This is a genomic window from Shewanella sp. SP2S2-6 (assembly GCF_031931965.1).
In the GTDB taxonomy this organism is placed as follows: Bacteria; Pseudomonadota; Gammaproteobacteria; order Enterobacterales; family Shewanellaceae; genus Shewanella; species Shewanella baltica.
On record NZ_JAUOEQ010000003.1, the window covers coordinates 228,028 to 251,460 of the forward strand.

21 protein-coding genes and 9 tRNA genes are annotated in these 23,433 nt (G+C 46.2%); 28 read left to right on the plus strand and 2 right to left on the minus strand.

What is annotated here, in order from left to right; genetic code table 11:
* Window positions 1-145 precede the first annotated feature (145 nt).
* The 10 genes from pth (at window position 146) to Q4Q57_RS04270 (ending at window position 3,450) form a co-directional block, all read left to right on the plus strand.
* Window positions 146-733, plus strand: coding sequence for an aminoacyl-tRNA hydrolase (gene pth / locus Q4Q57_RS04225; RefSeq protein ID WP_006082736.1), 588 nt, complete (start codon window positions 146-148; stop codon window positions 731-733).
* Between the two features lie 129 nt (window positions 734-862).
* A complete protein-coding gene (ychF, locus tag Q4Q57_RS04230; protein ID WP_106651360.1) occupies window positions 863-1,954 on the plus strand; it encodes a redox-regulated ATPase YchF in 1,092 nt (363 codons plus the stop codon).
* 208 nt (window positions 1,955-2,162) lie between these two features.
* Window positions 2,163-2,239: transfer RNA gene (locus Q4Q57_RS04235), tRNA-Met, on the plus strand.
* A 95-nt stretch (window positions 2,240-2,334) separates the two neighbouring features.
* Window positions 2,335-2,419, plus strand: a tRNA-Leu gene (locus Q4Q57_RS04240).
* A gap of 45 nt (window positions 2,420-2,464) precedes the next feature.
* A tRNA-Gln gene (locus Q4Q57_RS04245) sits at window positions 2,465-2,539 on the plus strand.
* A gap of 24 nt (window positions 2,540-2,563) precedes the next feature.
* Window positions 2,564-2,638, plus strand: a tRNA-Gln gene (locus tag Q4Q57_RS04250).
* Between the two features lies 1 nt (window position 2,639).
* Window positions 2,640-2,716 (plus strand) — tRNA-Met (locus tag Q4Q57_RS04255).
* 75 nt (window positions 2,717-2,791) lie between these two features.
* Window positions 2,792-2,876, plus strand: a tRNA-Leu gene (locus Q4Q57_RS04260).
* A gap of 39 nt (window positions 2,877-2,915) precedes the next feature.
* Window positions 2,916-2,990, plus strand: a tRNA-Gln gene (locus tag Q4Q57_RS04265).
* A gap of 328 nt (window positions 2,991-3,318) precedes the next feature.
* Complete coding sequence (locus Q4Q57_RS04270) at window positions 3,319-3,450, plus strand: hypothetical protein (RefSeq protein ID WP_268649666.1); 132 nt, start codon at window positions 3,319-3,321, stop codon at window positions 3,448-3,450.
* 22 nt (window positions 3,451-3,472) lie between these two features.
* Here Q4Q57_RS04270 and Q4Q57_RS04275 read toward each other — a convergent pair whose 3' ends face one another.
* A complete protein-coding gene (locus Q4Q57_RS04275; protein WP_311889984.1) occupies window positions 3,473-4,159 on the minus strand; it encodes a hypothetical protein in 687 nt (228 codons plus the stop codon).
* A gap of 471 nt (window positions 4,160-4,630) precedes the next feature.
* On the opposite strand from Q4Q57_RS04275, the gene Q4Q57_RS04280 reads away from it, so the two are divergent.
* The 7 genes from Q4Q57_RS04280 to secF all read left to right on the plus strand — a co-directional run bounded on the left by Q4Q57_RS04280 (window position 4,631) and on the right by secF (window position 11,465).
* Window positions 4,631-5,227: a PepSY-associated TM helix domain-containing protein gene (locus tag Q4Q57_RS04280; RefSeq protein WP_006086949.1), complete on the plus strand. Its 597-nt coding sequence runs from the start codon at window positions 4,631-4,633 to the stop codon at window positions 5,225-5,227.
* A gap of 16 nt (window positions 5,228-5,243) precedes the next feature.
* Window positions 5,244-5,756: a DUF2271 domain-containing protein gene (locus Q4Q57_RS04285; RefSeq protein ID WP_006086948.1), complete on the plus strand. Its 513-nt coding sequence runs from the start codon at window positions 5,244-5,246 to the stop codon at window positions 5,754-5,756.
* Window positions 5,757-5,810: 54 nt separating this feature from the next.
* Window positions 5,811-6,629 (plus strand): DUF4198 domain-containing protein, encoded by an 819-nt coding sequence (locus Q4Q57_RS04290; protein ID WP_311889926.1) that lies wholly within the window; start codon window positions 5,811-5,813, stop codon window positions 6,627-6,629.
* 371 nt (window positions 6,630-7,000) lie between these two features.
* Window positions 7,001-7,477: a transcription elongation factor GreA gene (gene greA / locus Q4Q57_RS04295; RefSeq protein WP_006082729.1), complete on the plus strand. Its 477-nt coding sequence runs from the start codon at window positions 7,001-7,003 to the stop codon at window positions 7,475-7,477.
* 417 nt (window positions 7,478-7,894) lie between these two features.
* Window positions 7,895-8,518, plus strand: coding sequence for a hypothetical protein (locus Q4Q57_RS04300; protein WP_311889985.1), 624 nt, complete (start codon window positions 7,895-7,897; stop codon window positions 8,516-8,518).
* A 227-nt stretch (window positions 8,519-8,745) separates the two neighbouring features.
* Entirely contained in the window at window positions 8,746-10,560 is a 1,815-nt protein-coding gene (secD, locus tag Q4Q57_RS04305; protein ID WP_311889927.1) for a protein translocase subunit SecD, read from the plus strand.
* 2 nt (window positions 10,561-10,562) lie between these two features.
* On the plus strand, window positions 10,563-11,465 hold the full coding sequence (gene secF, locus Q4Q57_RS04310) for a protein translocase subunit SecF (protein ID WP_311889928.1): 903 nt from the start codon (window positions 10,563-10,565) through the stop codon (window positions 11,463-11,465).
* Between the two features lie 83 nt (window positions 11,466-11,548).
* Here secF and yhbY read toward each other — a convergent pair whose 3' ends face one another.
* Complete coding sequence (yhbY, locus tag Q4Q57_RS04315; RefSeq protein WP_006082725.1) at window positions 11,549-11,848, minus strand: ribosome assembly RNA-binding protein YhbY; 300 nt, start codon at window positions 11,846-11,848, stop codon at window positions 11,549-11,551.
* 90 nt (window positions 11,849-11,938) lie between these two features.
* Here yhbY and rlmE point away from each other — a divergent pair, with 90 nt between their 5' ends.
* The 11 genes from rlmE (at window position 11,939) to infB (ending at window position 23,427) form a co-directional block, all read left to right on the plus strand.
* Complete coding sequence (gene rlmE / locus Q4Q57_RS04320) at window positions 11,939-12,568, plus strand: 23S rRNA (uridine(2552)-2'-O)-methyltransferase RlmE (protein ID WP_006082724.1); 630 nt, start codon at window positions 11,939-11,941, stop codon at window positions 12,566-12,568.
* Between the two features lie 29 nt (window positions 12,569-12,597).
* Complete coding sequence (gene ftsH / locus Q4Q57_RS04325) at window positions 12,598-14,571, plus strand: ATP-dependent zinc metalloprotease FtsH (protein WP_011847519.1); 1,974 nt, start codon at window positions 12,598-12,600, stop codon at window positions 14,569-14,571.
* Window positions 14,572-14,781: 210 nt separating this feature from the next.
* On the plus strand, window positions 14,782-15,615 hold the full coding sequence (folP, locus tag Q4Q57_RS04330; protein WP_259213367.1) for a dihydropteroate synthase: 834 nt from the start codon (window positions 14,782-14,784) through the stop codon (window positions 15,613-15,615).
* Window positions 15,616-15,695: 80 nt separating this feature from the next.
* Entirely contained in the window at window positions 15,696-17,033 is a 1,338-nt protein-coding gene (glmM, locus tag Q4Q57_RS04335; protein ID WP_259213366.1) for a phosphoglucosamine mutase, read from the plus strand.
* Window positions 17,034-17,227: 194 nt separating this feature from the next.
* Window positions 17,228-18,010, plus strand: coding sequence for a triose-phosphate isomerase (gene tpiA, locus Q4Q57_RS04340; protein ID WP_311889932.1), 783 nt, complete (start codon window positions 17,228-17,230; stop codon window positions 18,008-18,010).
* 1 nt (window position 18,011) lies between these two features.
* The gene (gene secG / locus Q4Q57_RS04345) at window positions 18,012-18,347 is read left to right on the plus strand and encodes a preprotein translocase subunit SecG (protein ID WP_006082719.1); all 336 of its coding nucleotides are present in this window, start codon (window positions 18,012-18,014) and stop codon (window positions 18,345-18,347) included.
* Window positions 18,348-18,358: 11 nt separating this feature from the next.
* Window positions 18,359-18,445, plus strand: a tRNA-Leu gene (locus Q4Q57_RS04350).
* A gap of 82 nt (window positions 18,446-18,527) precedes the next feature.
* A tRNA-Met gene (locus Q4Q57_RS04355) sits at window positions 18,528-18,604 on the plus strand.
* 173 nt (window positions 18,605-18,777) lie between these two features.
* Window positions 18,778-19,233: a ribosome maturation factor RimP gene (rimP, locus tag Q4Q57_RS04360; protein WP_006082718.1), complete on the plus strand. Its 456-nt coding sequence runs from the start codon at window positions 18,778-18,780 to the stop codon at window positions 19,231-19,233.
* A gap of 29 nt (window positions 19,234-19,262) precedes the next feature.
* A complete protein-coding gene (gene nusA / locus Q4Q57_RS04365; protein ID WP_259582704.1) occupies window positions 19,263-20,762 on the plus strand; it encodes a transcription termination factor NusA in 1,500 nt (499 codons plus the stop codon).
* A gap of 25 nt (window positions 20,763-20,787) precedes the next feature.
* On the plus strand, window positions 20,788-23,427 hold the full coding sequence (gene infB / locus Q4Q57_RS04370) for a translation initiation factor IF-2 (RefSeq protein ID WP_311889936.1): 2,640 nt from the start codon (window positions 20,788-20,790) through the stop codon (window positions 23,425-23,427).
* The last annotated feature ends 6 nt before the right edge of the window (window positions 23,428-23,433 follow it).

Consider the following 23,433-nt stretch of genomic DNA (forward strand, 5'->3'; position numbering starts at 1 on the left):
TTGTTCTGCGTTCTGACTCAGTGCGATGACGTGGCATTTGTTGACTTGGGCTTTGAGTGCTAAAATGCCGCGTTTTTAGCAGCTATGGTCAGTTCAGTCGGCGCTTTGCGCGGCTGCCATCGACGAAATAACGATATTGAGTGTCATGAGCGAAATAAAATTAATAGTTGGTCTGGCTAACCCTGGTGCTGAATATGCGCACACTCGCCATAATGCGGGGGCTTGGTACGTATTAGAGTTGGCTCGAATTTGCGGCGTAACTTTAGTGGCCGACAGTAAGTATTTTGGTTTGACCGCCAGAGCCGTATTGCACGGAAAAGATGTCCGCTTATTGATCCCGACGACTTATATGAATTTAAGTGGTAAAGCCGTGGGTGCTTTGGCGAACTTTTTTCGTATCACACCGGAAGAGATTCTGGTCGCTCACGATGAACTCGATTTGCCGCCAGGCGTGGCTAAGTTCAAGCTCGGTGGGGGCCATGGCGGCCACAATGGTTTGAAAGATATTATTGCTAAACTGGCTAACGATAAAAATTTCTACCGTTTACGCTTAGGTATCGGTCATCCCGGTGATAAAAACCAAGTGAGTGGTTACGTACTGGGAAAAGCGCCAGCTAAAGAGCAAGAGCTTATCGATGCGGCGATAGATGAAGCCGTGCGTTCTACCGAGATTTTGTTTAAGCAAGACATGGTGAAAGCCATGAACAGATTACACTCCTTTAAAGCGGAGTAGGTTTTGCTTTGGCGAGACCCAAGTATAAAGTGATTTAATTATTCAGTAATGTGCTGCCATAGGGCAGGACGACTAAACCTCGCTGATGAGTGTGACTCGTTAGCCAATAATCGAGAGAAAGGTAAGCATATGGGTTTTAAATGCGGCATTGTTGGTCTTCCTAACGTTGGTAAATCAACGCTTTTTAATGCGTTAACTAAGGCTGGCATCGAAGCGGCTAACTTCCCGTTTTGTACCATTGAACCTAACACGGGTGTTGTACCTGTGCCGGATCCACGTCTGGATGCGTTAGCTGCGATTGTGAATCCACAACGTATATTACCGACCACTATGGAATTCGTGGATATCGCGGGTCTTGTGGCTGGTGCATCTAAAGGCGAAGGTTTAGGTAACAAGTTCCTTGCTAACATCCGTGAAACCGATGCCATTGGTCACGTAGTACGCTGTTTCGATGATGACAATATTGTTCACGTTGCTAACAAGGTTGATCCCGCTGGCGATATCGAAGTGATTAACACTGAATTAGCCTTAGCTGACTTAGACAGCTTAGAGCGCGCGGTTCAACGCCAGCAAAAACGTGCTAAAGGCGGTGATAAAGACGCTAAGTTTGAAGTGGAAGTATTAGAAAAAATGCGTCCAATTTTAGACGAAGCGAAAATGCTGCGTTCAATGGAATTATCTAAAGAAGAACTGGAAGCCGTTGCTTACCTTAACTTCTTAACCTTAAAGCCGACCATGTATATTGCTAACGTGGCGGAAGATGGTTTTGAGAATAACCCACACTTAGACGCTGTTCGCGCTATTGCAGCGACAGAAAACGCTATCGTTGTTGCTGTGTGCGCCGCGATTGAATCTGAATTAGCTGAAATGGACATCTCAGATCGCGATGAGTTTATGGCTGATCTGGGTATCGAAGAGCCTGGTTTAGATCGCGTTATCCGTGCTGGTTATCAATTACTGAATTTGCAAACCTATTTCACCGCAGGCGTGAAAGAAGTGCGTGCTTGGACTGTGCCAGTCGGTGCGAGTGCCCCGCAAGCGGCAGGCGTGATTCACACCGATTTTGAACGTGGTTTTATCCGTGCTCAAGTGATGGCATTTGATGACTTTATCGCTCACAAAGGTGAAGCGGGCGCGAAAGAAGCCGGTAAGTTACGTGTGGAAGGCAAAACCTATATCGTTAAAGATGGCGATGTGATGCATTTCTTGTTTAACGTATAACTAGGATTAGACAAGCCCTAAACCTTGATAAATTAAGCTAAGTACGAGTAACAGTGTGTTATTTAGCACATCTGTTGCTCAGTTTGGTGAAGTAATAGCCGAACAGCTTAACCTAAGGGAAATAGCGAAAAAAAGCTGTTGACCTCGATACCTCGAATAAGCATAATACGCCCCGTTCCTCGCTGAGAGGGGCGCGTAATATCGAAGTGGCAATGTAGCTCAGCTGGTTAGAGCACAGCACTCATAATGCTGGGGTCGCAGGTTCAAGTCCCGCCATTGCTACCATTTTATTTAAGAAGCATATTCTTATATAAAATAGACGGCGATTTTACTCTAGCATTGATTGCTAGCATCTCTTCAAGATGTAAACACGAAGCTGTGCGGGAATGGTGAAATTGGTAGACACGCCAGATTTAGGTTCTGGTGCCGCAAGGTGTGAGAGTTCAAGTCTCTCTTCCCGTACCATTTTTAGAAACATCGGCGATAGCGGATGTTTGGAACAGAGTTAGTTGGGGTATCGCCAAGTGGTAAGGCACCGGGTTTTGATCTCGGCATTCCAAGGTTCGAATCCTTGTACCCCAGCCATTTTTTCTCAGTTTCCAAGTTGATTGGGGTATCGCCAAGTGGTAAGGCACCGGGTTTTGATCTCGGCATTCCAAGGTTCGAATCCTTGTACCCCAGCCATGGCAATGTAGCTCAGCTGGTTAGAGCACAGCACTCATAATGCTGGGGTCGCAGGTTCAAGTCCCGCCATTGCTACCATATTTAACTCTGTTAAAGTGATTTATCAGAGAAAAATCCAAAGCTGTTGAATAGACAATTTTGGTACATTTTGATGCGGGAATGGTGAAATTGGTAGACACGCCAGATTTAGGTTCTGGTGCCGCGAGGTGTGAGAGTTCAAGTCTCTCTTCCCGTACCATCAAAATGCAATCTTCGATAGAAGATTAAACAAGTTTATTGGGGTATCGCCAAGTGGTAAGGCACTGGGTTTTGATCTCAGCATTCCAAGGTTCGAATCCTTGTACCCCAGCCAAAAGTTAAAAAGCCTGTCTTCGGACAGGCTTTTTGCTTTCTAGCTTTTCACTATATCCTTACTATTCGTTTTCACTCTCTATCTTCTTTCGCATTATTCGCAGTTTGGTTTCTTTCGTTTTCTTCGTTTAGCATTTCCCTTTTCTATCAATGTCCTTGCTATAGCTGGCTTGAATTTCTGTCGTTTGTTTTTATCTAGCCGTTTATAGAGCGGCTCAATAATGATGTATTGGATTTTAAGTCGTCAGCAAGCTGAATAAGCCTTATCCGTTTAGTTCTGGGATGCAGAGCGTCGAGTGAGGCTTAGAGTTAGCAGGCACAACTAATCTATGAGTGAGTATAAGAGTCAACATAAGCACCAGCATAATAGCAGGCATAAGAAGCAGGGCTTGAATCAGGATATCGAAGAAGGGGAGTTTGCACTGCTATATAACGACAGTGAATACCACAGTGCCAGTTGATTAGGCACTGTGGTGAGCTGTGTTATTGCTTTTTGACTTCTGGCACGACAGGCAGCGATTTTATTTCCGCTGGAACTGCTGGTGTGGCTACTTTTACTGCCGCATCAGTGATAGTTGCTGGCAATACAGCATGCTCAGTGACAGCACTTTGAACCGCGTTAACCTCACCCGTGGCAACCGCTTTGACGGCATTAGGCACAGCTAACTGTTGCTGCACTTGGTTCGCGCCCGCATCTAAGGCTTTTTGTTGTAACTTCTGTGGATCGGTATAGTCGGCTAATTCCTTCGGCCAGCTTGGGACTAGCTTTTCTGTCTGATTACTGAATTGCTCAGAGATCACTAAGGGCGCGCCGCCCTTCATTAGCATCACTGCCATTTGGTTGGTGTCTGAGTTCCACACTAGACCCGCTTTTTCTGCCATCTCAGGTACAGGAGTATAAGTTGACACTAAATAGATAAGTGGACCTTCCTGCTGGATCTTATCGGCCGTTTTAAGCAGCGACAGAGTAGTATCGTAATTTTTACCCAGCAATTCCTGCATACGGTTTTTGATGAGTGGCTGTTCGAATAAGCCGACATCATTTGGATCTAAACCGACAAGGGGTTTGAGCAGGGCCCACATTAGTTGACCTTGGGGTGACATTAATAAGAGTGGAGCAACACAGGCGTTGAGCATTAACGCGAGCCACAGAATATGCAGGCAGCGCATTTTTTTGAGCAGAGATGTACTCAAGATGATATTTCCTTGGGAGTACCAGCAAGTCGCCGGCGGCGGATTGTAGCCGATTGTAATGAGGTAAACGAGAGGGGGCGTAAAGTAAATTTTATGCCAAAAAGTTAGCGTGAATGTTGGATTTTATCCCTATGAATCCAATGAGTATTTACAGATGATACCGTAAATGACTTGCTGCTAATATAATCAAAGATAATGGCTTTTGAGTGTTAAATGCAGATTTGTCTTTAAGCGGTTTATTTTTCAGTCTTATTCTTCAATCCTATATTTCAGCTTCTTTTGCAGTATTGAATATGTAAAGTTTGTAAACTTTGTTCTATTTGATAATCGATCTCATTTAATCTCGCACATTAAATTAGTTTAATGCAGCTCATTTCAGTCTTAGGCTGCATAGGGAAAGCCGATTCTGGAGGCATTTCTCTTCGGGTTGCTTTTGAGAGTGCACCATTGAAATTAAGAGTCAGTAAGTCGTCTTTGTCCTTTGCTCGAATTATCCATGTATATGTGTCTATGGCGTTGTTGTTGCTGATGTTGTTTTTTGCGGTGACAGGCATAACGTTAAATCACCCTAATTGGTTTTCTCAAGCGGATCAGGAACCTAAACGGGAACAAGTGCCCATCCCTGCCTATTTATTACCCGTCGATACACAAGATGCCCAGTGGCGCTTGGCAACGGGCCATTGGCTGAAAAGTGAATGGGCTATGGATATGGCCACTGCCGACATAGATGAAGACGAAATTAGCTTAGTCAGCAAAGGGCCCGGCACTTACCGCAGCCTGACGTTGGACCTGCTCGACGGCCAAGCCTATGTCGAAACCTTAGAGTACGGTGTCGTAGCCGTAGTGAATGATTTGCACAAGGGTCGCAACACAGGCACTGCATGGGCTTGGATACTCGATCTTAGCGCCGTGCTGATTATTTTATTTTCGCTTACTGGGGCTTACTTATTATTGCCTCAAACCAAGCGCCTCAAAAAGTCATTGTTATACATGGTACTTGTCAGCGGTAGTTGCGGACTTGTGTATGTTTATTTCGTTCCATAAGGAGTGTAGACCGAGTATGCGTCATCTTATTCGTACCATTGCGGTGAGTGCTTTGTTTGTGAGTTCTGCTGCATTTGCGGCGCCACAAATGACTGTTGATTTAACTTTACCTGAAATTACCGAAGGCCAATATCACAGACCCTATGTGGCCGTGTGGGTTGAAAATACCCAAGGGCAACCGGTAAAAACCTTAAGCCTTTGGGTTTGGGATGAAGGCCATAAATGGCTTAAAGACATCCGTCGTTGGTGGCGTAAAGCGGGTCGTGACGATATGAGTTTTGTTGATGGTATTGCATCAGCCACACGTCCTGCGGGTCATTACAAAATCGATTGGGATTTAAAAGATGAAGCGGGAAAAGCGCTCGAGCCTGCTCGTTACACTGTGTTTATAGAAGTGGTGCGTGAGCATGGCGGTCGCGATCTCGTGCGACAAAACATCGATTTAGCTGCGGGGGACTTCTCAGTGCAGTTACCCGCCACCACTGAAACTGGCGTTATCGACATACGCTTAAGCGGCATGGCTCGCTGAGCCTGCTACTGAATATATTGCCCGTACATTACTCGTTAAACTTAAGGAAAAGGCATGAAATTACGTCTTATTGCATTACTTAGCACACTTTGTATTAGCCCGTTGGCAAGCAGCCACGATAGATGGATTTTACCTAGCCACTTTAACGTTTCGGCCGAAAGCCAAGAAGCTGTGTGGATCACCTCTGATGTGTCTGCCAGCAATCAAGTGTTTATGATGGATAAACCTTTCAGCGCCAGTGACATACGTGTGTTACTGCCTAATGGCGACTTAAGTTCTCCAAGCTCAAGTTATACCGGCGGCCGTAAATCGGTATTTGATGTGCAGTTAATGCAAGATGGCACCTATAAGTTCGAGAAAGAAGTCACGCCGCGTTATTTCTCCCGCTATAAAGTGAAAGGCAAAGAAGGCTTTGTCCGCAGTCGTTTAGATAAAAAAGCGACCGCCGCTGTCATGCCAAAGGGCGCCTCTGAATTAGAAGGTTCTTTAAATGTGTCGCGGGTGGAAACCTACGTAACCCGAAATAAGCCAACGGATAAGGTTTTGGCTCCTAAGGGCGAGTACTTGGAACTAGTCCCTGTAACCCATCCTGCTGATATCGTTGAAAACGAACCTGCAATACTGCAGTTTGTTTATGATGGTAAACCCGTTGCAGGAGTGAGTGTTGCGATTATGAAAGACGGCAGCCTATACCGAAACAAGCCTGAAGAAATCGCTTTAACCTCAGATAAAGACGGTAAAGTGGCCATGACCTTGCCTGCGGCGGGACGTTATCTTTTGCATGCATCTATTGAACGTCCAAGCTCAGACACATCCCTTGCCGATAAAACCGTCAGTGAGATTTTCCTTACGTTTGAAGCTGGGCTTGAATAGGATTCAGTCTTCCGCTCAAGTGAGTAAGCGTTATAAGTGACTGAGTGTTAAAAATGATTTAGCGTTTATAAATGACGTAGCGTTCACCGTTAAATGCCCACAACCTCTACGGCGAGTGGGCATTTTTATCTTCAAAACCCTTTATCTATACGGCTATTAATCAATGCAGCCACTATGATTCTATTTGGCTCGCGGATTTAGATTTCATTGCTGGTAACTCTGCTTAAGGTTGGGTAAGCTGCGTCAATGCATTGTTCTTGATGCATCAAAGGCGCATAACGATTAGAATAGCGCAATTCCACCCTCATTTGACTGTGTTGACCTTAGCGTTGGCACGGGTTGCTTTTGTTTTAAAGGAGACGAAAGAAGTTATGACTAAGGTTCCTATGACAGTTGTCGGTGCAGAACAGCTGCGTAAAGAGTTAGATATTCTCAAGTTTGACCGTCGCCCTAAGATCACTGAAGCGATTGCCTCTGCGAGAGAGCTAGGCGACCTGAAAGAAAACGCGGAATACCATGCGGCTCGTGAAGACCAAGGTATTTGTGAAGCACGTATCCGTGATATTGAAGGTAAGTTATCTAACGCGCAAATTATCGACGTCACTAAGATGGTGAACAACGGTCGTATTATTTTTGGCGCCACTGTGACTATTTTAAATCTCGATACCGACGTTGAAGTGACTTATCGCATAGTCGGCGATGATGAAGCGAATATTAAAGAAAACCTGATTTCAGTGAACTCACCGATAGCCCGTGGCTTAGTGGGTAAAAATGAAGGTGATGAAGTGTCGATTACCACGCCAGGTGGCATGACAGATTACGAAATCATCTCAGTACAGTATTTATAATCAGCGAATCGATTTAGCTATCGAGTCTGCTAAATCGTACCGAGAGTGTGATTCTCACTCGTTCTAAAACCGCCCTAGGGCGGTTTTTTGTTATTTGCTCATTGAGTTTGTATACGTGTCTAGGATTTGTGTTTTGCTTTCGAATTTAAGGTTTAGCCAAGGATGGAGAAGGCGCTTCAGGGTTGAACTCGAAAGATGGATAAAGATTAATTTGTCTCTTGGTGCACTTTTACTTAAGCTGCAACTCTAGAGCTTCATCAGAAAGTTTTATCAGAATTAACTCAGTATTGTGTAATTGATTTAGCGCGAGTTTCGCTTTATAAACCCACAGTTATGTAGCAAAAACTAAGTATGACTGGGTTTATCTTTCGTTTTATAAGAGGGCACGCTTTGGTAAAACATTGGCGTACAGGATTGATGTTAGTTTGCGTGGCGATCATGTTGATCGCGCACTCGGCTAGCTATACGCCAAAAACCTCAGTACAACGCAGTGATGCCACTCGTCATTATGTTCAGAAACACACAGCTCTGAAGCAAACGGCTCAGATACACACTGTGGGACTTGATAGCTCGACTCCCGATGCACAGCCAAGCGCTGAGCCTCAAAGCTTGTCCGATGCCGATGCTATCACCCAAGACAATGCACAGCTCAATGCCCAATCTAATATACAGTCTGATGCGCAAACCGTTGAAAGTTGCGGCTTATTGCATACTCATGATGCCAATCGCATCAATTCAGACTCAGCATCCCAGCCAGCACCTTGTCCAAGCTCCGATTACGTGAGTCATTCGGACGACTTAAATTTTGCCCCAATAAATTCGCCGCGCTTTATCAGTCTTGCCCAGCACGATGTGCGTGAGGTGAAACCGGTATATCTACTCGCGTTAGACTTCACCGCCGAACCGACACCCAATGTCGTTGAACCGACCGATCTGGATATCGCATCAGATTGGACGCTTTCAGCTGTATCTTCCCCCGCCCGAATTTCGGGTTGGAAAGTCTCAAATCTTCAATATCGATTTAGCCAACAAGCCGCTTAACCCACCTATTTAGGTGTGCTATCTACTGGAGTCTGCTCCCGTAGAACTTGCATGCCATTGTATTTTTGTTCTCACCGAAACCATCTCTATCGCGGCTACATTCGCTGTGATGACTTGAGTCTAACTGGCTAGATTTGCTGGTGCTCAATGATAGGTTTCGGACTGATATCAATATGTTCGCTTAGCTTTTGACTTAAAAGTTAGGTGATAAATAGCGAGTTAATCCCATGGAAAGAAAACCCAATAAACGGCTGCTAAATCACTATTCAGCTTGGAAATATATAGTTCTTATCGTCACCATCATAGTGATGTTATTCAGTGCCTTGCCAACATTTTATGGTGAGAATGCCGCGGTGCAAGTGGGCGCGAAGGCGGGGTTAACACTCACGCCCGTAGCCCTTAGAGATAAGCTGCAAGCTGAAGGCGTGACGGTAAAACGCATCGACCAAAAGAATGGTGAAACCCTGATTGTCCTCGATGCGGATAACCAACAAACCTTAGTCAAAACCTTGGTTTCGTCTATGGTGAAAGAGCCAAAAGAGTTGACCTTATCCCTTGCCAGTGCCGCGCCGAGTTGGTTGCAAAACTTAGGTTTTCAGCCGATTAAACTAGGGCTCGACTTACGTGGTGGGGTGCAGTTTCTACTCGATGTGGATGTTGACCCTGTGTATCAAACTCAGGGTGAGGCGTTAGTTGATTCGCTACGTCAATTCATCCGTGAGCAGAAGATCCGTGGCACCAGCGTCTATTTGGATCAAACTAACCAGTTAAACCTGACGCTGCCCGATAATGACGCCCGCGCTGCTGTGCGTCAGATGATGAAACAGTCCTATCCAAATTGGCAATTATCCAATACCGATGGCGCGGGTTTACAGATTAAGTTGAGCCAAGAGGAACAAACTAAACTGCGTAATTTGACTGTGCAGCAAAACTTGCAAGTTATGCGCAGTCGTATTGAAGAACTTGGCATCACGGAAGCCTTAGTGCAGCGCCAAGGCGATCATCGAATTCGGATTGAGTTGCCTGGCGTGCAAGATCCTGCAGCCGCGAAAAACGTTATTGGTGCTACAGCGAGTCTGGCTTTCTTTGAGGTGAAAGAGTCAGGTTCTGTGAATGCCATGGTGCTTAACGACAAGTCGGGTAAGCCTATTTATGTGAGCCGCACGCCTGTGCTGGGTGGCGATCACATTGTCGATGCCAGAGCGAGTTTAGGTGAGATGGGCATGGCCGAGGTGAACATTAACCTCGACCGTATCGGCGGGCAGAAAATGTCTGAGTTTTCCCGTACCAATATTGGCAAACCTATGGCGACGTCTTACAGCGAATACAGCCGTGATGAACAAGGTAAGGCTAAGCAAACTCAAGAGATTATCAGCGTCGCGACCATTCAATCCCAGCTTGGAGACCGCTTCCGCATCACTGGCGCTGGCACCTATCAAGAAGCGCAGCAATTAGCCCTGTTACTAAGAGCGGGTTCTATGACGGCGCCAGTGACGATTGTGGAAGAGCGTACCATTGGCCCGACGTTAGGCGCTGAAAACATTGAAAACGGTTTTGCTGCGCTTGGTCTAGGTATGGGCATTACCTTGTTGTTCATGGCGCTTTGGTATCGTCGTCTCGGTTGGGTGGCGAATATCGCGCTGATCTCTAACATGGTGATCTTGTTTGGCCTACTGGCGCTTATCCCTGGTGCTGTGCTGACCTTGCCCGGTATTGCTGGCCTAGTGTTAACCGTGGGAATGGCTGTTGATACCAACGTGCTGATTTTTGAGCGAATAAAAGACAAGTTAAAAGAAGGTCGCAGTTTTGCGCTGGCAATTGATACGGGGTTTGATAGTGCGTTTTCGACCATTTTTGACGCTAACTTCACCACTATGATCACGGCTGTCGTGCTGTATTCCATCGGTAATGGCCCAATTCAAGGTTTCGCCTTGACCTTAGGTCTAGGTCTGTTGACCAGCATGTTTACCGGTATCTTTGCTTCAAGAGCCTTGATTAACTTAGTTTACGGACGTGATGTTAGTCGTCATGTGAGGGTATAACCATGAAAAATATCAATCTAACAAAATGGCGTTATGTCTCCAGTGCTATCTCAATTTTATTGATGATAACGTCATTAGCCATCATAGGTGTAAAGGGTTTTAACTGGGGATTAGACTTTACCGGTGGTGTGGTGACTGAGATTCAGCTCGATAGAAAAATCACCAGCAGTGAGTTACAACCTTTGCTTAACGCTGCCTATCAGCAGGAAGTCTCTGTGATCTCGGCCAGTGAGCCGGGCCGTTGGGTATTACGCTATGGTGATATAAAGAATGCTGGTACTGAGCAAAGCAATGTCGATATTCAGCAGGCATTAGCGCCACTTAACTCTGAAGTGCAAGTCCTTAACAGCAGCGTTGTTGGGCCGCAGATTGGTCAAGAACTGGCGGAGCAGGGTGGGTTAGCGCTGTTAGTCGCTATGCTGTGTATTTTAGGCTATTTAAGTTATCGCTTCGAGTGGCGACTCGCATCGGGCGCTTTGTTTGCGCTGGTACACGACGTTGTGTTCGTACTGGCGTTTTTTGCGCTGACGCAGATGGAGTTTAATTTAACGGTACTGGCGGCTGTGCTGGCGATTTTAGGCTATTCGTTAAATGACTCGATTATCATTGCTGACCGTATCCGTGAATTATTGATTGCTAAGCCAAAGCTTGCGATTCAAGAAATTAATAACCAAGCGATTGTGGCGACATTCTCCCGTACTATGGTGACGTCAGGGACAACCTTAATGACGGTCGGTGCGCTGTGGATCATGGGCGGCGGACCGCTGGAAGGATTCTCAATTGCGATGTTTATCGGTATTTTAACCGGCACATTCTCATCGATTTCTGTTGGCACCTCATTGCCTGAGTTGTTAGGTTTAACGCCTGAGCATTATAAGGAACAAGTGATTTCTGATACGCCTTAGTGCTTTATTTTAATTTGTAGTAAAAACAAAGAGGCCACTCAATTGAGTGGCCTCTTTGTTAACACAATAAAAATCAAGAAAAATTACTTTGCCTTTGGCAAAGCAATCTTCATTTCTGGTGATTGACGATAAATCACCAGAATATGACCAATAAGTTGCACTTTTGCGGATTGAGTTTCACGTACTATGGCATCAACGATGGCATTTTTTAGCTCTCTGTCGGCAGAGGCTACTTTCACTTTAATCAATTCATGATAAGCGAGTGCGCTTTCAATTTCAGCGAGTACACCTTCAGTCAATCCATTGGCACCAAGCAGCACCACTGGCTTTAGCGGATGCGCTAGACCTTTTAAATGCTGTTTTTGTTTGGTTGTTAAGTTCATTTCTACCAACTTTTGCTGAGTTACTGTTGAAAAACGGCTATTCTACCCTTATATAGCCTTTGTGTAACTCTCAATTGTTGCGGATTTTAAATGTCAGGTATAAAACGTACGGCCAGTTCTAATCGCTGGATGCTAGAACACTTTGATGATCACTATGTCAAACTCGCCCAAAAAATGGGCTTGCGATCTCGCGCTGCGTTTAAGCTTGAGGAGATCCAGCAAAAGGATCAACTGATTCGCCCAGGCATGACTGTGGTTGATCTCGGTGCTGCTCCGGGAGGTTGGTCTCAAGTGGCAGTTAAATTAGCGGGAGATAGAGGTAAAGTCATCGCCTGTGACATTTTGCCTATGGATCCCATCGTCGGGGTAGACTTTCTGCAAGGGGATTTTCGTGAAGATAAAGTCCTTCAAGCATTACTTACTCGCGTCGGTGATGCTAAGGTTGACGTTGTGTTGTCTGATATGGCGCCCAACATGAGTGGTTCAGATAGTGTTGATCAACCCCGTGCCATGTATTTAGTGGAGTTGGCGTTAGATATGTGCCATCAAGTATTGGCTCCTAATGGCTGTTTTGCGGTAAAAGTCTTTCAGGGGGAGGGCTTTGACGAATACATGAAAGCGGTAAAAGCAGTGTTTAAAGTCGTTAAAACACGTAAACCAGACTCTTCACGAGCGCGTTCCCGTGAAGTCTATCTTGTGGCGACTGGGTACAAGTTGTAGTAACCTAGCGTTAATAATCGCAAGACTTAATGAGGTCTAGTAATTTGAGTGACATGGCAAAAAATCTAATACTCTGGGTTGTCATCGCCGTTGTGCTGATGTCAGTGTTTCAGGGTTACTCCCCCTCTTCTTCGTCATCGCAGAAGATGGATTATTCTACCTTCTTAGATAATGTCCGTGATGGGCAGGTCGCAACTGTTGAAGTTAAAAGCGACCAACGTACTATTGAAGGTGCTAAGCGAACGGGTGAAAAGTTCACGACTATCATGCCGTTATATGACCAAGATTTAATTAATGATCTTGATCGTAAGGGCATCACCATGAAGGGCCAAGAAGCCGAAGAGTCTGGGTTCCTAACCCAAATCTTCATCTCTTGGTTCCCTATGTTATTGCTTATCGGGGTATGGATTTTCTTCATGCGCCAGATGCAAGGCGGCGGTGGCAAAGGCGCTATGTCCTTTGGTAAGAGCAAAGCCAAGCTGATGAGCGAAGATCAGATTAAAACGACGTTTGCCGATGTTGCTGGTTGTGACGAAGCAAAAGAAGAAGTCAAAGAGTTAGTTGATTATCTGCGTGACCCAACTAAATTCCAAAAATTGGGCGGCCGTATTCCAACGGGCGTGCTGATGGTGGGTCCTCCAGGTACAGGTAAAACCTTGCTGGCGAAAGCCATTGCGGGAGAATCTAAAGTACCTTTCTTCACTATCTCGGGTTCTGATTTCGTTGAAATGTTCGTTGGTGTTGGTGCATCTCGTGTGCGTGACATGTTCGAACAGGCGAAAAAGTCTGCACCTTGTATCATCTTTATCGATGAAATCGATGCGGTCGGTCGTCAACGCGGCGCGGGTTTAGGCGGTGGTCATGATGAACGTGAGCAAACACTGAACCAAATGCTGGTTGAGATGGACGGCTTCGAAGGTAATGAAGGCGTTATCGTTATCGCGGCAACTAACCGTCCAGACGTACTCGATTCTGCACTGCTGCGTCCAGGTCGTTTTGACCGTCAAGTGGTCGTTGGCTTACCAGACGTGCGTGGTCGTGAGCAGATTTTGAAAGTGCATATGCGTAAAGTACCGCTTTCTGAAGATGTGAAGGCGAGTGTAATTGCCCGTGGTACCCCAGGTTTCTCTGGTGCTGACTTAGCTAACTTAGTGAACGAAGCGGCCCTGTTTGCGGCTCGTGGAAATCGCCGAGTAGTGGGCATGGAAGAATTTGAGCGTGCAAAAGATAAAATCATGATGGGTGCTGAGCGCCGTTCTATGGTGATGTCTGAAGCTGAAAAAGAAATGACTGCATACCACGAAGCGGGCCATGCAATTGTAGGTTGTTTAGTACCAGAGCACGATCCTGTGCACAAGGTCACTATCATTCCTCGCGGCCGTGCGCTGGGTGTCACTTTCTTCTTACCCGAAGCGGACTCAGTGAGTCAGAGCCGTCGTAAGTTAGAAAGCCAAATTTCAGTCGCATACGGCGGTCGTTTAGCTGAAGAGCTTATCTACGGTACAGAAAAAGTGTCGACTGGCGCATCACAGGACATCAAATACGCGACCTCTATTGCGCGTAACATGGTGACTCAGTGGGGCTTCTCGGACAAGCTAGGTCCATTATTGTATGCCGAAGAAGACGGTGAAGTGTTCTTAGGTCGCAGCATGGGTAAAGCCAAAGCCATGTCCGATGAAACTGCAACTATCATCGACGCGGAAGTGAAAGTCTTTATCGACAAGAACTACGCGAGAGCGAGACAGATATTGACGGATAACCTCGATATTCTTCACTCGATGAAAGAAGCCTTAATGAAGTATGAAACCATTGATTCACTTCAAATTGACGATTTAATGAAGCGTCGTGAAGTGCGCCAACCTGCCGATTGGCAAGTGGATGACCATGGTTCTAACGACAAAGGCAGTGGTCATGGTGAACCAGCAGAAAAAGCTGAAGATACTGTAACTACAGCATCTGCTGAACCAGACTTGAAAGAGCCTGATGAATCACCTGCTAAGTAATTTGTTGTGAGATAAAAGAAAACCCCGTAAAGGGGTTTTCTTGTTTTATCTTGTTAGCAATTTGACTGCGCTGTCATTCATCCACTTTGCCATTACTGATATTTCTCCTCTGACATCAGTCACCTCGGATAGAAAGTGAAGGCTAAAACTAATGACGCAAGTTATGCCTATAGGCAAAATCGTAAGTATTCGTATTATTGGAGTAAATGCGTGTTTGAACTGATTGCTGGCACTAAACGCCTCGCGTTATCTTCGCCCATAGTGATGGGCATTTTGAATGTCACTCCCGATTCCTTTTCCGACGGTGGTCAATATTCTTCCTATGAACTTGCCTGTCAGCATGCCGATGACATGGTGGCTCAAGGCGCAGGGATGATAGACATTGGTGGAGAGTCGACAAGGCCCGGCGCCGCCGAGGTGAGCCTAGCCGATGAACTTGCGCGGGTGATCCCGTTAGTAAAATATGTGGCGACGCACCATGATGTGTGGATTTCGGTTGATACCAGTAAAGCTGAAGTGATGCGTCAAGCTGTCGCTGCGGGTGCACACCTGATTAATGATGTGCGTGCCTTGATGGAACCCGGTGCGCTCGAAGCTGCCGCAGAGTTGCACGTCCCGATATGTCTAATGCATATGCAGGGCGAGCCGAAGAACATGCAGTCTTCGCCGACTTATTATGATGTTATTGAAGATGTTTCTGGCTTTTTAACCGAGCGGATTGACGCTTGCTTACATGCTGGGATCCCCCGAGAGTTATTAATACTCGATCCGGGATTTGGCTTTGGTAAAAGCTTAGAACATAACTATGAATTACTGGCAAAGCTCGATTGTTTTGCCAAGTTTGATTTACCCGTATTGATAGGATTATCTCGTAAGAGCATGATAGGGAACCTCTTAGCAAAACCGACCTCAGAGCGTCTTGCTGGGAGCCTTGCTGGCGCTATGATAGCGGCCCAAAAGGGAGCTCATATCATTCGCGTACATGACGTTGCTGAAACTGTGGATATGCTCAAAGTGTTACAAGCGACACAAGCGTATTTTTAAGCATCGTTATGCTCTCGTTAAGCATTTAATTAATATTATGATCCCAAATCATTGGGACACATTTGAGTTTGTGGGGCGATATGAAAGAACGTAAATTTTTTGGAACTGACGGTATTCGGGGAAAGGTCGGTTCAGGTCAAATGACGCCTGAGCTTGCACTGAAATTAGGTTGGGCAGCGGGTCGCGTATTATCCCGCAGTGGTACCAAAAAGGTGATCATAGGTAAAGATACCCGTATTTCGGGTTATATGTTTGAGTCGGCATTAGAAGCGGGTCTTTCTGCCGCAGGTCTTAATGTGATGTTAATGGGGCCTATGCCCACGCCCGCAGTCGCCTATTTGACGCGTACGTTTCGCGCCGAAGCAGGGGTGGTGATCAGCGCATCACACAATCCTTATTACGATAACGGCATTAAATTTTTCTCGACCGACGGCAGTAAGTTAGACGATAACTTAGAGCTAGAAATCGAAGCTGAGCTTGAAAAGCCCCTCGTTTGTGTTGAATCACATCTGTTAGGCAAGGTATCGCGCATTGAAGATGCCCGTGGCCGTTATATCGAGTATTGCAAAGGTAACTTCCCTGCAGAACACACGTTAACTGGACTAAAAATTGTGGTCGATTGTGCCCATGGCGCAACTTATCACATAGCACCAGCTGTGTTCCGTGAGTTAGGCGCCGAGGTGATTGCCATTGGTGATAAGCCTAACGGGATGAACATCAATGATAAAGTGGGCGCAACGTCCATGGGCAAGATTTGTGAAACCGTTTTGGCCGAAAGTGCCGATTTAGGTATCGCGCTCGACGGCGATGGCGACCGCATTATGATGGTCAACAGCAAAGGCGAAGTTATCGACGGCGATCAGATTTTATATATTCTTGCCTGTGATGCGAAATCTCGCGGGGTATTGCGCGGTGGTGTGGTTGGCACCTTGATGTCGAATCTTGGGCTTGATTTAGCCTTGCAAGCACTAGATATTCCTTTTGCGCGTTCAAAAGTGGGCGACCGCTATGTGATGGAATTACTGAAAGAACTCGATTGGCGCATCGGTGGCGAGAATTCAGGGCATATCCTTAATCTTGACCACGGCACAACCGGTGATGGTATTGTCGCGGGGATTTTAGTGTTAGCGGCCATGCGTCGCCAAAATGCCACACTAGAAGAACTGACTTCGGCGATGGAAATGTTGCCACAGGTGTTAGTCAATGTGCGCTTTGAGGGCGAGCATGACCCACTTAAGTCAGATAAAGTAAAAGCGGCGCAGGCACAGGTTGAATCTGAACTTGGCGTACGTGGTCGAGTACTATTACGTAAGTCAGGTACTGAACCTTTGATCCGCGTCATGGTAGAAGGTGACGATCATAGTGCAGTATTGGCACACGCAAATTTGATTGCGGATGCAGTAAAATCGGTAAGCTAATATTTGCCTATTTTGTAATGAGTGCGGCTGATACCAATTTAAAATTAAGGTGTTAGCTGCACAAATGAACAGAAATCAGCTTTGGCGTGTAAAAAATAAGCATTCCAACCTGATATCTGAAAAAATTCGAATTTAGCTATTGTAACTTAATAAGTGGTTCGCTATTATTCACGCCGCTTTCAGAGGAGACAGTGATGGCACTCAGACGTCCTATGGTAGCTGGCAATTGGAAGATGAACGGCAGTGCGGCATTAGCCAAAGAGTTGTTCAAAAAATTTGCCTCTAAGCTCCAAAATGATTCAGCTGAAGTGGTTTTATGCCCGCCTTCTATCTATCTAGAGAGCGTTAGGCAACTGCTAGAAGCAAACAAGGAAGCGTTAGACGGTTCACTTGTTAGGATGGGCGCACAAAACCTAAGTCAACACGACTTTGGCGCCTATACCGGAGAAGTTTCAGGTCAGATGCTCAAAGATTCAGGATGTCGATATGTAATTATCGGACATTCAGAACGTCGCCGTATGTACGGAGAGACGAGTAATATCGTAGCGGAGAAATTCGCGGCTGCACAAAAGCATGGCTTAACTCCCATTTTATGTGTGGGTGAGTCAGGTCCGGCACGTGAAGCAAGACGCACCTTCGAGGTGATTGCGGAAGAGTTGGATATAGTGATCCAGAAAAACGGCACTATGGCTTTTGATAACGCAATTATCGCCTACGAGCCACTTTGGGCTGTAGGGACAGGTAAAAGCGCTACACCAGAGCAGGCACAAGAAGTTCATGCGTTTATTCGCAAACGCCTCTCTGAAGTATCTCCGTTTATCGGAGAAAATATCAGGATTCTCTACGGTGGTAGTGTAACGCCGAGTAATGCTGCAGATTTATTTGCCCAACCTGATGTTGATGGTGGACTGATTGGCGGTGCTAGCTTAAACTCTAGCGAGTTTTTAAGTCTGTGTACCATAGCGATGAGCGCATAATATGTATGAAGTTCTAGTAGTTATTTACTTGTTGGTTGCATTAGGTCTGATCGGCCTAGTATTAATTCAGCAAGGTAAGGGAGCTGACATGGGGGCCTCTTTTGGCGCCGGTGCATCAGGTACTCTGTTTGGTTCAAGCGGTTCAGGTAACTTCCTGACACGCACTACGGCGATTCTTGCCATTGCGTTTTTTACTTTAAGTCTGCTGATTGGCAACTTAAGTGCAAACCACGCAAAAAATGAAGATTCATGGAAAAATTTAGGTTCAGACACTGAACAGGTCACACAACCTGTTGAGCAAGGAACCCAAAAGTCAGAAACGAAAATTCCTGACTAGTAAAAGGTGTCGCCGAGGTGGCGAAATTGGTAGACGCGCAGCCTTGAGGTGGCTGTGACCTAACGGTCGTGCGGGTTCAAGTCCCGCTCTCGGCACCAAATATAACTAAGATAGACGACATAAGTTCTCTCTTAGTTATTGCAAGAAATGACGATAGTCAATATACTTGCACACAGTTGACGCGGGGTGGAGCAGCATGGTAGCTCGTCGGGCTCATAACCCGAAGGTCGTCGGTTCAAATCCGGCCCCCGCAACCAGCTCCTAGTAACGAATAGTGTTTGAATTCGTTATGGTTTACAGGTTCTTGAAATTAATGACCTCGTGATTACGGGGTTTTTTGTTATCTGGGACTTTTAAATTTGTCGCATGCTTAGTATGTGGCGTTGTACTAGGGCTATTAAGCCCTTTTTTGTTTTTTCGGGGGTCAATCTTGGCAACGTTAGAATTCAGACTGGCAGAAATGCTCAAAGTACCTGTGGAAGCATTAGGCTTTCAGCTATGGGGCATTGAATATGTTCAAGCGGGTAAGCATTCCACACTGCGAGTGTTCATTGATGGTGAAAATGGTATCAATATTGAAGATTGTGCCAATGCAAGTCGCCAAGTCAGTGCTGTACTCGATGTTGAAGATCCTATTTCTACAGAATATACCCTAGAGGTTTCTTCGCCAGGCGTTGATAGACCCTTATTTACTGCTGAGCAGTATGCGGGCTATGTGGGCGAGGATGTAAAGCTTCAATTGACTATGCCGGTTGACGGCAGTCGTAATTTAAAAGGCGCCATCACTGCGGTCGACGGGCAAATGCTCTCACTGAAAGTGAATGGTAAAGAGTTGGTTGTCGCATTGGATAATATCCGCAAAGGCAACTTAATCGCTAAGTTTTGATGGTTTCAAGGTGAACGAGGCAAGACGAGATGAATAAAGAGATTCTGCTAGTCGCTGAGGCGGTTTCAAATGAAAAGGCCGTTCCACGCGAGAAAATTTTTGAAGCGCTAGAGATTGCTCTGGCCACAGCAACCAAGAAAAAATACGAAGGTGATATTGACGTTCGTGTTGCTATCGACCGTAAAACCGGTGGTTATGATACTTTCCGTCGTTGGATGGTGGTTGATGATCACGGTGAAGCGTTAGAAAATCCTTACCGCGAAATCACGTTAGAAGCGGCACGATACGAAAATCCAGACATCCAACCTGGCGAGTTTATCGAAGACGATATCGAGTCAGTGGTGTTTGACCGTATTACCACTCAAACCGCTAAGCAAGTGATCGTACAGAAAGTACGTGAAGCTGAACGTGCTCAAGTGGTTGAACAGTTCCAAGACCAAGAAGGTGAGTTAATCACTGGTATAGTCAAAAAAGCAACTCGTGAAAGCGTAGTGGTTGACTTAGGTAATAATGCTGATGGCGTGTTGTTCCGTGAAGATTTAATTTCACGTGAATCTTTCCGCCCAGGCGACCGCGTGCGTGCATTACTGTACTCAGTACGTCCAGAAGCTCGCGGCGCACAGTTATTTTTAAGCCGTACTAAACCTGAAATGCTAATCGAGCTTTTCCGTGTAGAAGTACCTGAAATTGCTGACGAACTGATTGAAATCATGGGCGCAGCCCGTGATCCAGGCGCGCGCGCTAAAATCGCCGTTAAGTCAAATGACCGTCGTATCGATCCTATCGGTGCGTGTGTGGGTATGCGTGGTGCACGTGTACAAGCCGTTTCGAATGAACTGGGTGGCGAACGTGTTGATATCGTGTTGTGGGATGATAATCCAGCACAATACGTGATCAATGCCATGGCGCCAGCTGATGTGGCCTCTATCATAGTTGACGAAGATAACCATTCAATGGATATCGCTGTTGAAGCAGATAGTTTGGCACAAGCCATTGGACGTAATGGCCAGAACGTACGTTTAGCAACACAGCTGACAGGTTGGGTTCTGAACGTTATGACAGTGGACGATATGAATAAGAAACACCAGGCAGAAAGTGCCAAGGTGGTTGATTTATTCGTTAACTCACTGGATGTCGATGAAGATTTTGCACAAGTACTGGCGGACGAGGGCTTTACGTCGCTCGAAGAAGTTGCCTATGTGCCTGTGTCTGAACTATTGGCGATTGACGGTTTTGACGAAGATCTCGTTGAAGCCTTACGTGAACGTGCAAAAGCGGCGATCTCAACTCGAGCTCTCGCTACTGAAGAAGCACTGGATGGTGTGGAGCCAAGTGAAGAGTTGCTAGCACTTGAAGGTGTTGACAGACACTTAGCCTATGTTTTCGCTAGCAAAGGTATTGTGACTCTAGAAGACTTGGCTGAACAAGGCATTGATGATTTGATCGAAATTGAAGAATTGACAGAAGAAAAAGCAGGTGAGCTCATCATGGCAGCCCGCAATATCTGTTGGTTTGGCGAAGAAGCATAAGTCGATCAACAGGGGGATTTAACTGATGGCAGATACTACCGTAGAGAAATTGGCCACGGAAGTGGGTAAAAGTGTTGAACGTCTGATTGAGCAATTCTCTCAGGCTGGAATTAAGAAAGGCCAAGCTGATAACGTGACTGAAGCTGAAAAGCAACAGTTACTGGATTATCTGAAAAAGCAGCACGGTGGCGAAAATGCGCCAACGAAAATGACGCTGCAGCGTAAAACCGTATCGACCCTAAGTGTGGCTGGTAATGGTGGTCAATCTAAAGATGTTAAAGTTGAAGTTCGTAAAACACGAACTTTCGTCAAGCGTGATGCTAATGAGGCTACTCTGAAGGCTGAAGAAGAAGCGAAGGCCGAAGCAGAAGCTTTGGCAAAAGCAAAGGCTGAAGCAGATGCTGCTGCGGCAAAAGCGAAAGCAGAAGCTGATGCGAAGGCAAAAGCGGATGCAGAAGCTAAGGCGAAAGCCAAAGCAGCAGCCGAAGTAAAAGTGGTTAAAGATATGTCACCTGAAGCAGAAGCAGCTCGTCTAGAAGCAGAACGTTTAAAGGCAGCACAAGAAGCGGCGACGAAACGTAAGCAAGACGAAGAAGCGGCTAAAGCGGCAGAAACTGCTCGCCTATTGGCTGAAGAACATTCTAAGCGTTGGGCCGAAGAAGAGCGCCAACGTCTAGAAGCCGAGAAAAACGGTGATCACCACATCACGACTTCTAAAGTGGCTCGTGCTGCTGAAGATACTTCTGATCTGGATGAAGAAAAACGCGGACGTCGTGCTCGTAACAAGAGCAACGCGAAAAAACGTGGCGGCAAAGATGCCCGTGACGGCCGTGAAAAGCACATGCGTAACCGCAGTACAGCACCTGAGTCTATGGCGCACGGCTTCAACAAGCCAGTTGCAGCGGTAAGCCGTGATGTGCGTATCGGTGAAACTGTTACTGTTTCTGAACTTGCGCATTTAATGGCAGTTAAAGCGACTGAAATCATCAAACAGATGATGAAAATGGGTTCTATGGTCACGATCAACCAAGTGTTGGATCAAGAGACCGCCCAGTTAGTTGCTGAAGAAATGGGCCACAAAGTTGTGCTTATCCGTGAAAACGAACTTGAGCACCAAGTGATGCAAGACCGTGACGATGAAGATGGCATCAAGCTAGAATCTCGTGCACCAGTTGTGACTATCATGGGTCACGTTGACCACGGTAAGACGTCACTACTCGACTATATTCGCCGCGCTAAAGTGGCTGCTGGCGAAGCCGGTGGTATTACTCAGCATATCGGTGCATACCATGTTGAAACTGAAAACGGCATGATCACTTTCCTTGATACTCCTGGTCACGCCGCGTTTACTGCAATGCGTGCCCGTGGTGCCAAGGCAACGGATATCGTTGTATTAGTTGTTGCTGCCGATGACGGTGTAATGCCGCAAACTATCGAAGCTATTCAACATGCTAAAGCCGGTAACGTGCCATTAATCGTGGCTGTGAACAAGATGGATAAGCCGGAAGCGGATATCGATCGCGTTAAGAGCGAATTGTCACAACACGGCGTCATGTCTGAAGATTGGGGTGGAGACAACATGTTTGCCTTCGTTTCAGCTAAGACAGGTGAAGGCGTTGATGAACTGTTAGAAGGCATTTTGTTGCAAGCTGAAGTTCTCGAACTGAAAGCGGTACGTGATGGTATGGCTGCCGGTGTGGTCATTGAATCACAATTGGACAAAGGTCGCGGCCCAGTGGCAACGATTCTGGTTCAAGAAGGTACTTTGCGCCAAGGTGATATCGTTCTGTGTGGTCTTGAGTACGGTAAAATCCGTGCAATGAAAGACGAGAACGGTCGTTCAATCACTGAAGCGGGTCCATCTATTCCTGTTGAAATTCTGGGTCTGTCAGGCGTTCCGTCTGCAGGTGATGAGGCAACAGTAGTACGTGACGAGCGTAAAGCGCGTGAAGTTGCCCTGTATCGTCAAGGTAAGTTCCGTGATGTGAAACTGGCACGCCAGCAAAAATCTAAGCTAGAAAACATGTTCGCGAACATGACAGACGGCGAAGTGAAAGAACTGAACATCGTTCTTAAAGCAGACGTACAAGGTTCACTCGAAGCGATTACTGACTCGTTAACAGGTCTGTCTACCGACGAAGTGAAAGTGAACATCATCGCTCGCGGTGTGGGTGCACTGACTGAAACGGATGCAACCTTAGCGGCAGCATCTAACGCTATCCTCGTTGGCTTTAACGTGCGTGCCGATGCACAAGCGCGTAAGACAATCGACAGCGAAAGTGTTGATTTACGTTACTACAGCGTAATCTATAATTTGATTGATGAAGTTCGTGCAGCGATGACAGGTATGCTGTCTCCTGAATTCAAACAACAAATTATTGGTCTGGCTGAAGTGCGTGACGTGTTCAAATCACCTAAGCTGGGCGCAATTGCTGGCTGTATGGTTACCGAAGGTACCATCAAGCGTAGCGCACCAATTCGCGTACTACGTGATAACGTGGTTATCTACGAAGGTGAACTTGAATCTCTACGTCGCTTTAAAGATGACGTTGCTGAAGTTCGCAATGGTATGGAATGTGGTATTGGCGTTAAGAACTACAACGATGTTCGCGTAGGCGACCAAATCGAAGTATTCGAAACCGTCGAGATTGCTCGTACTCTGTAACGATAA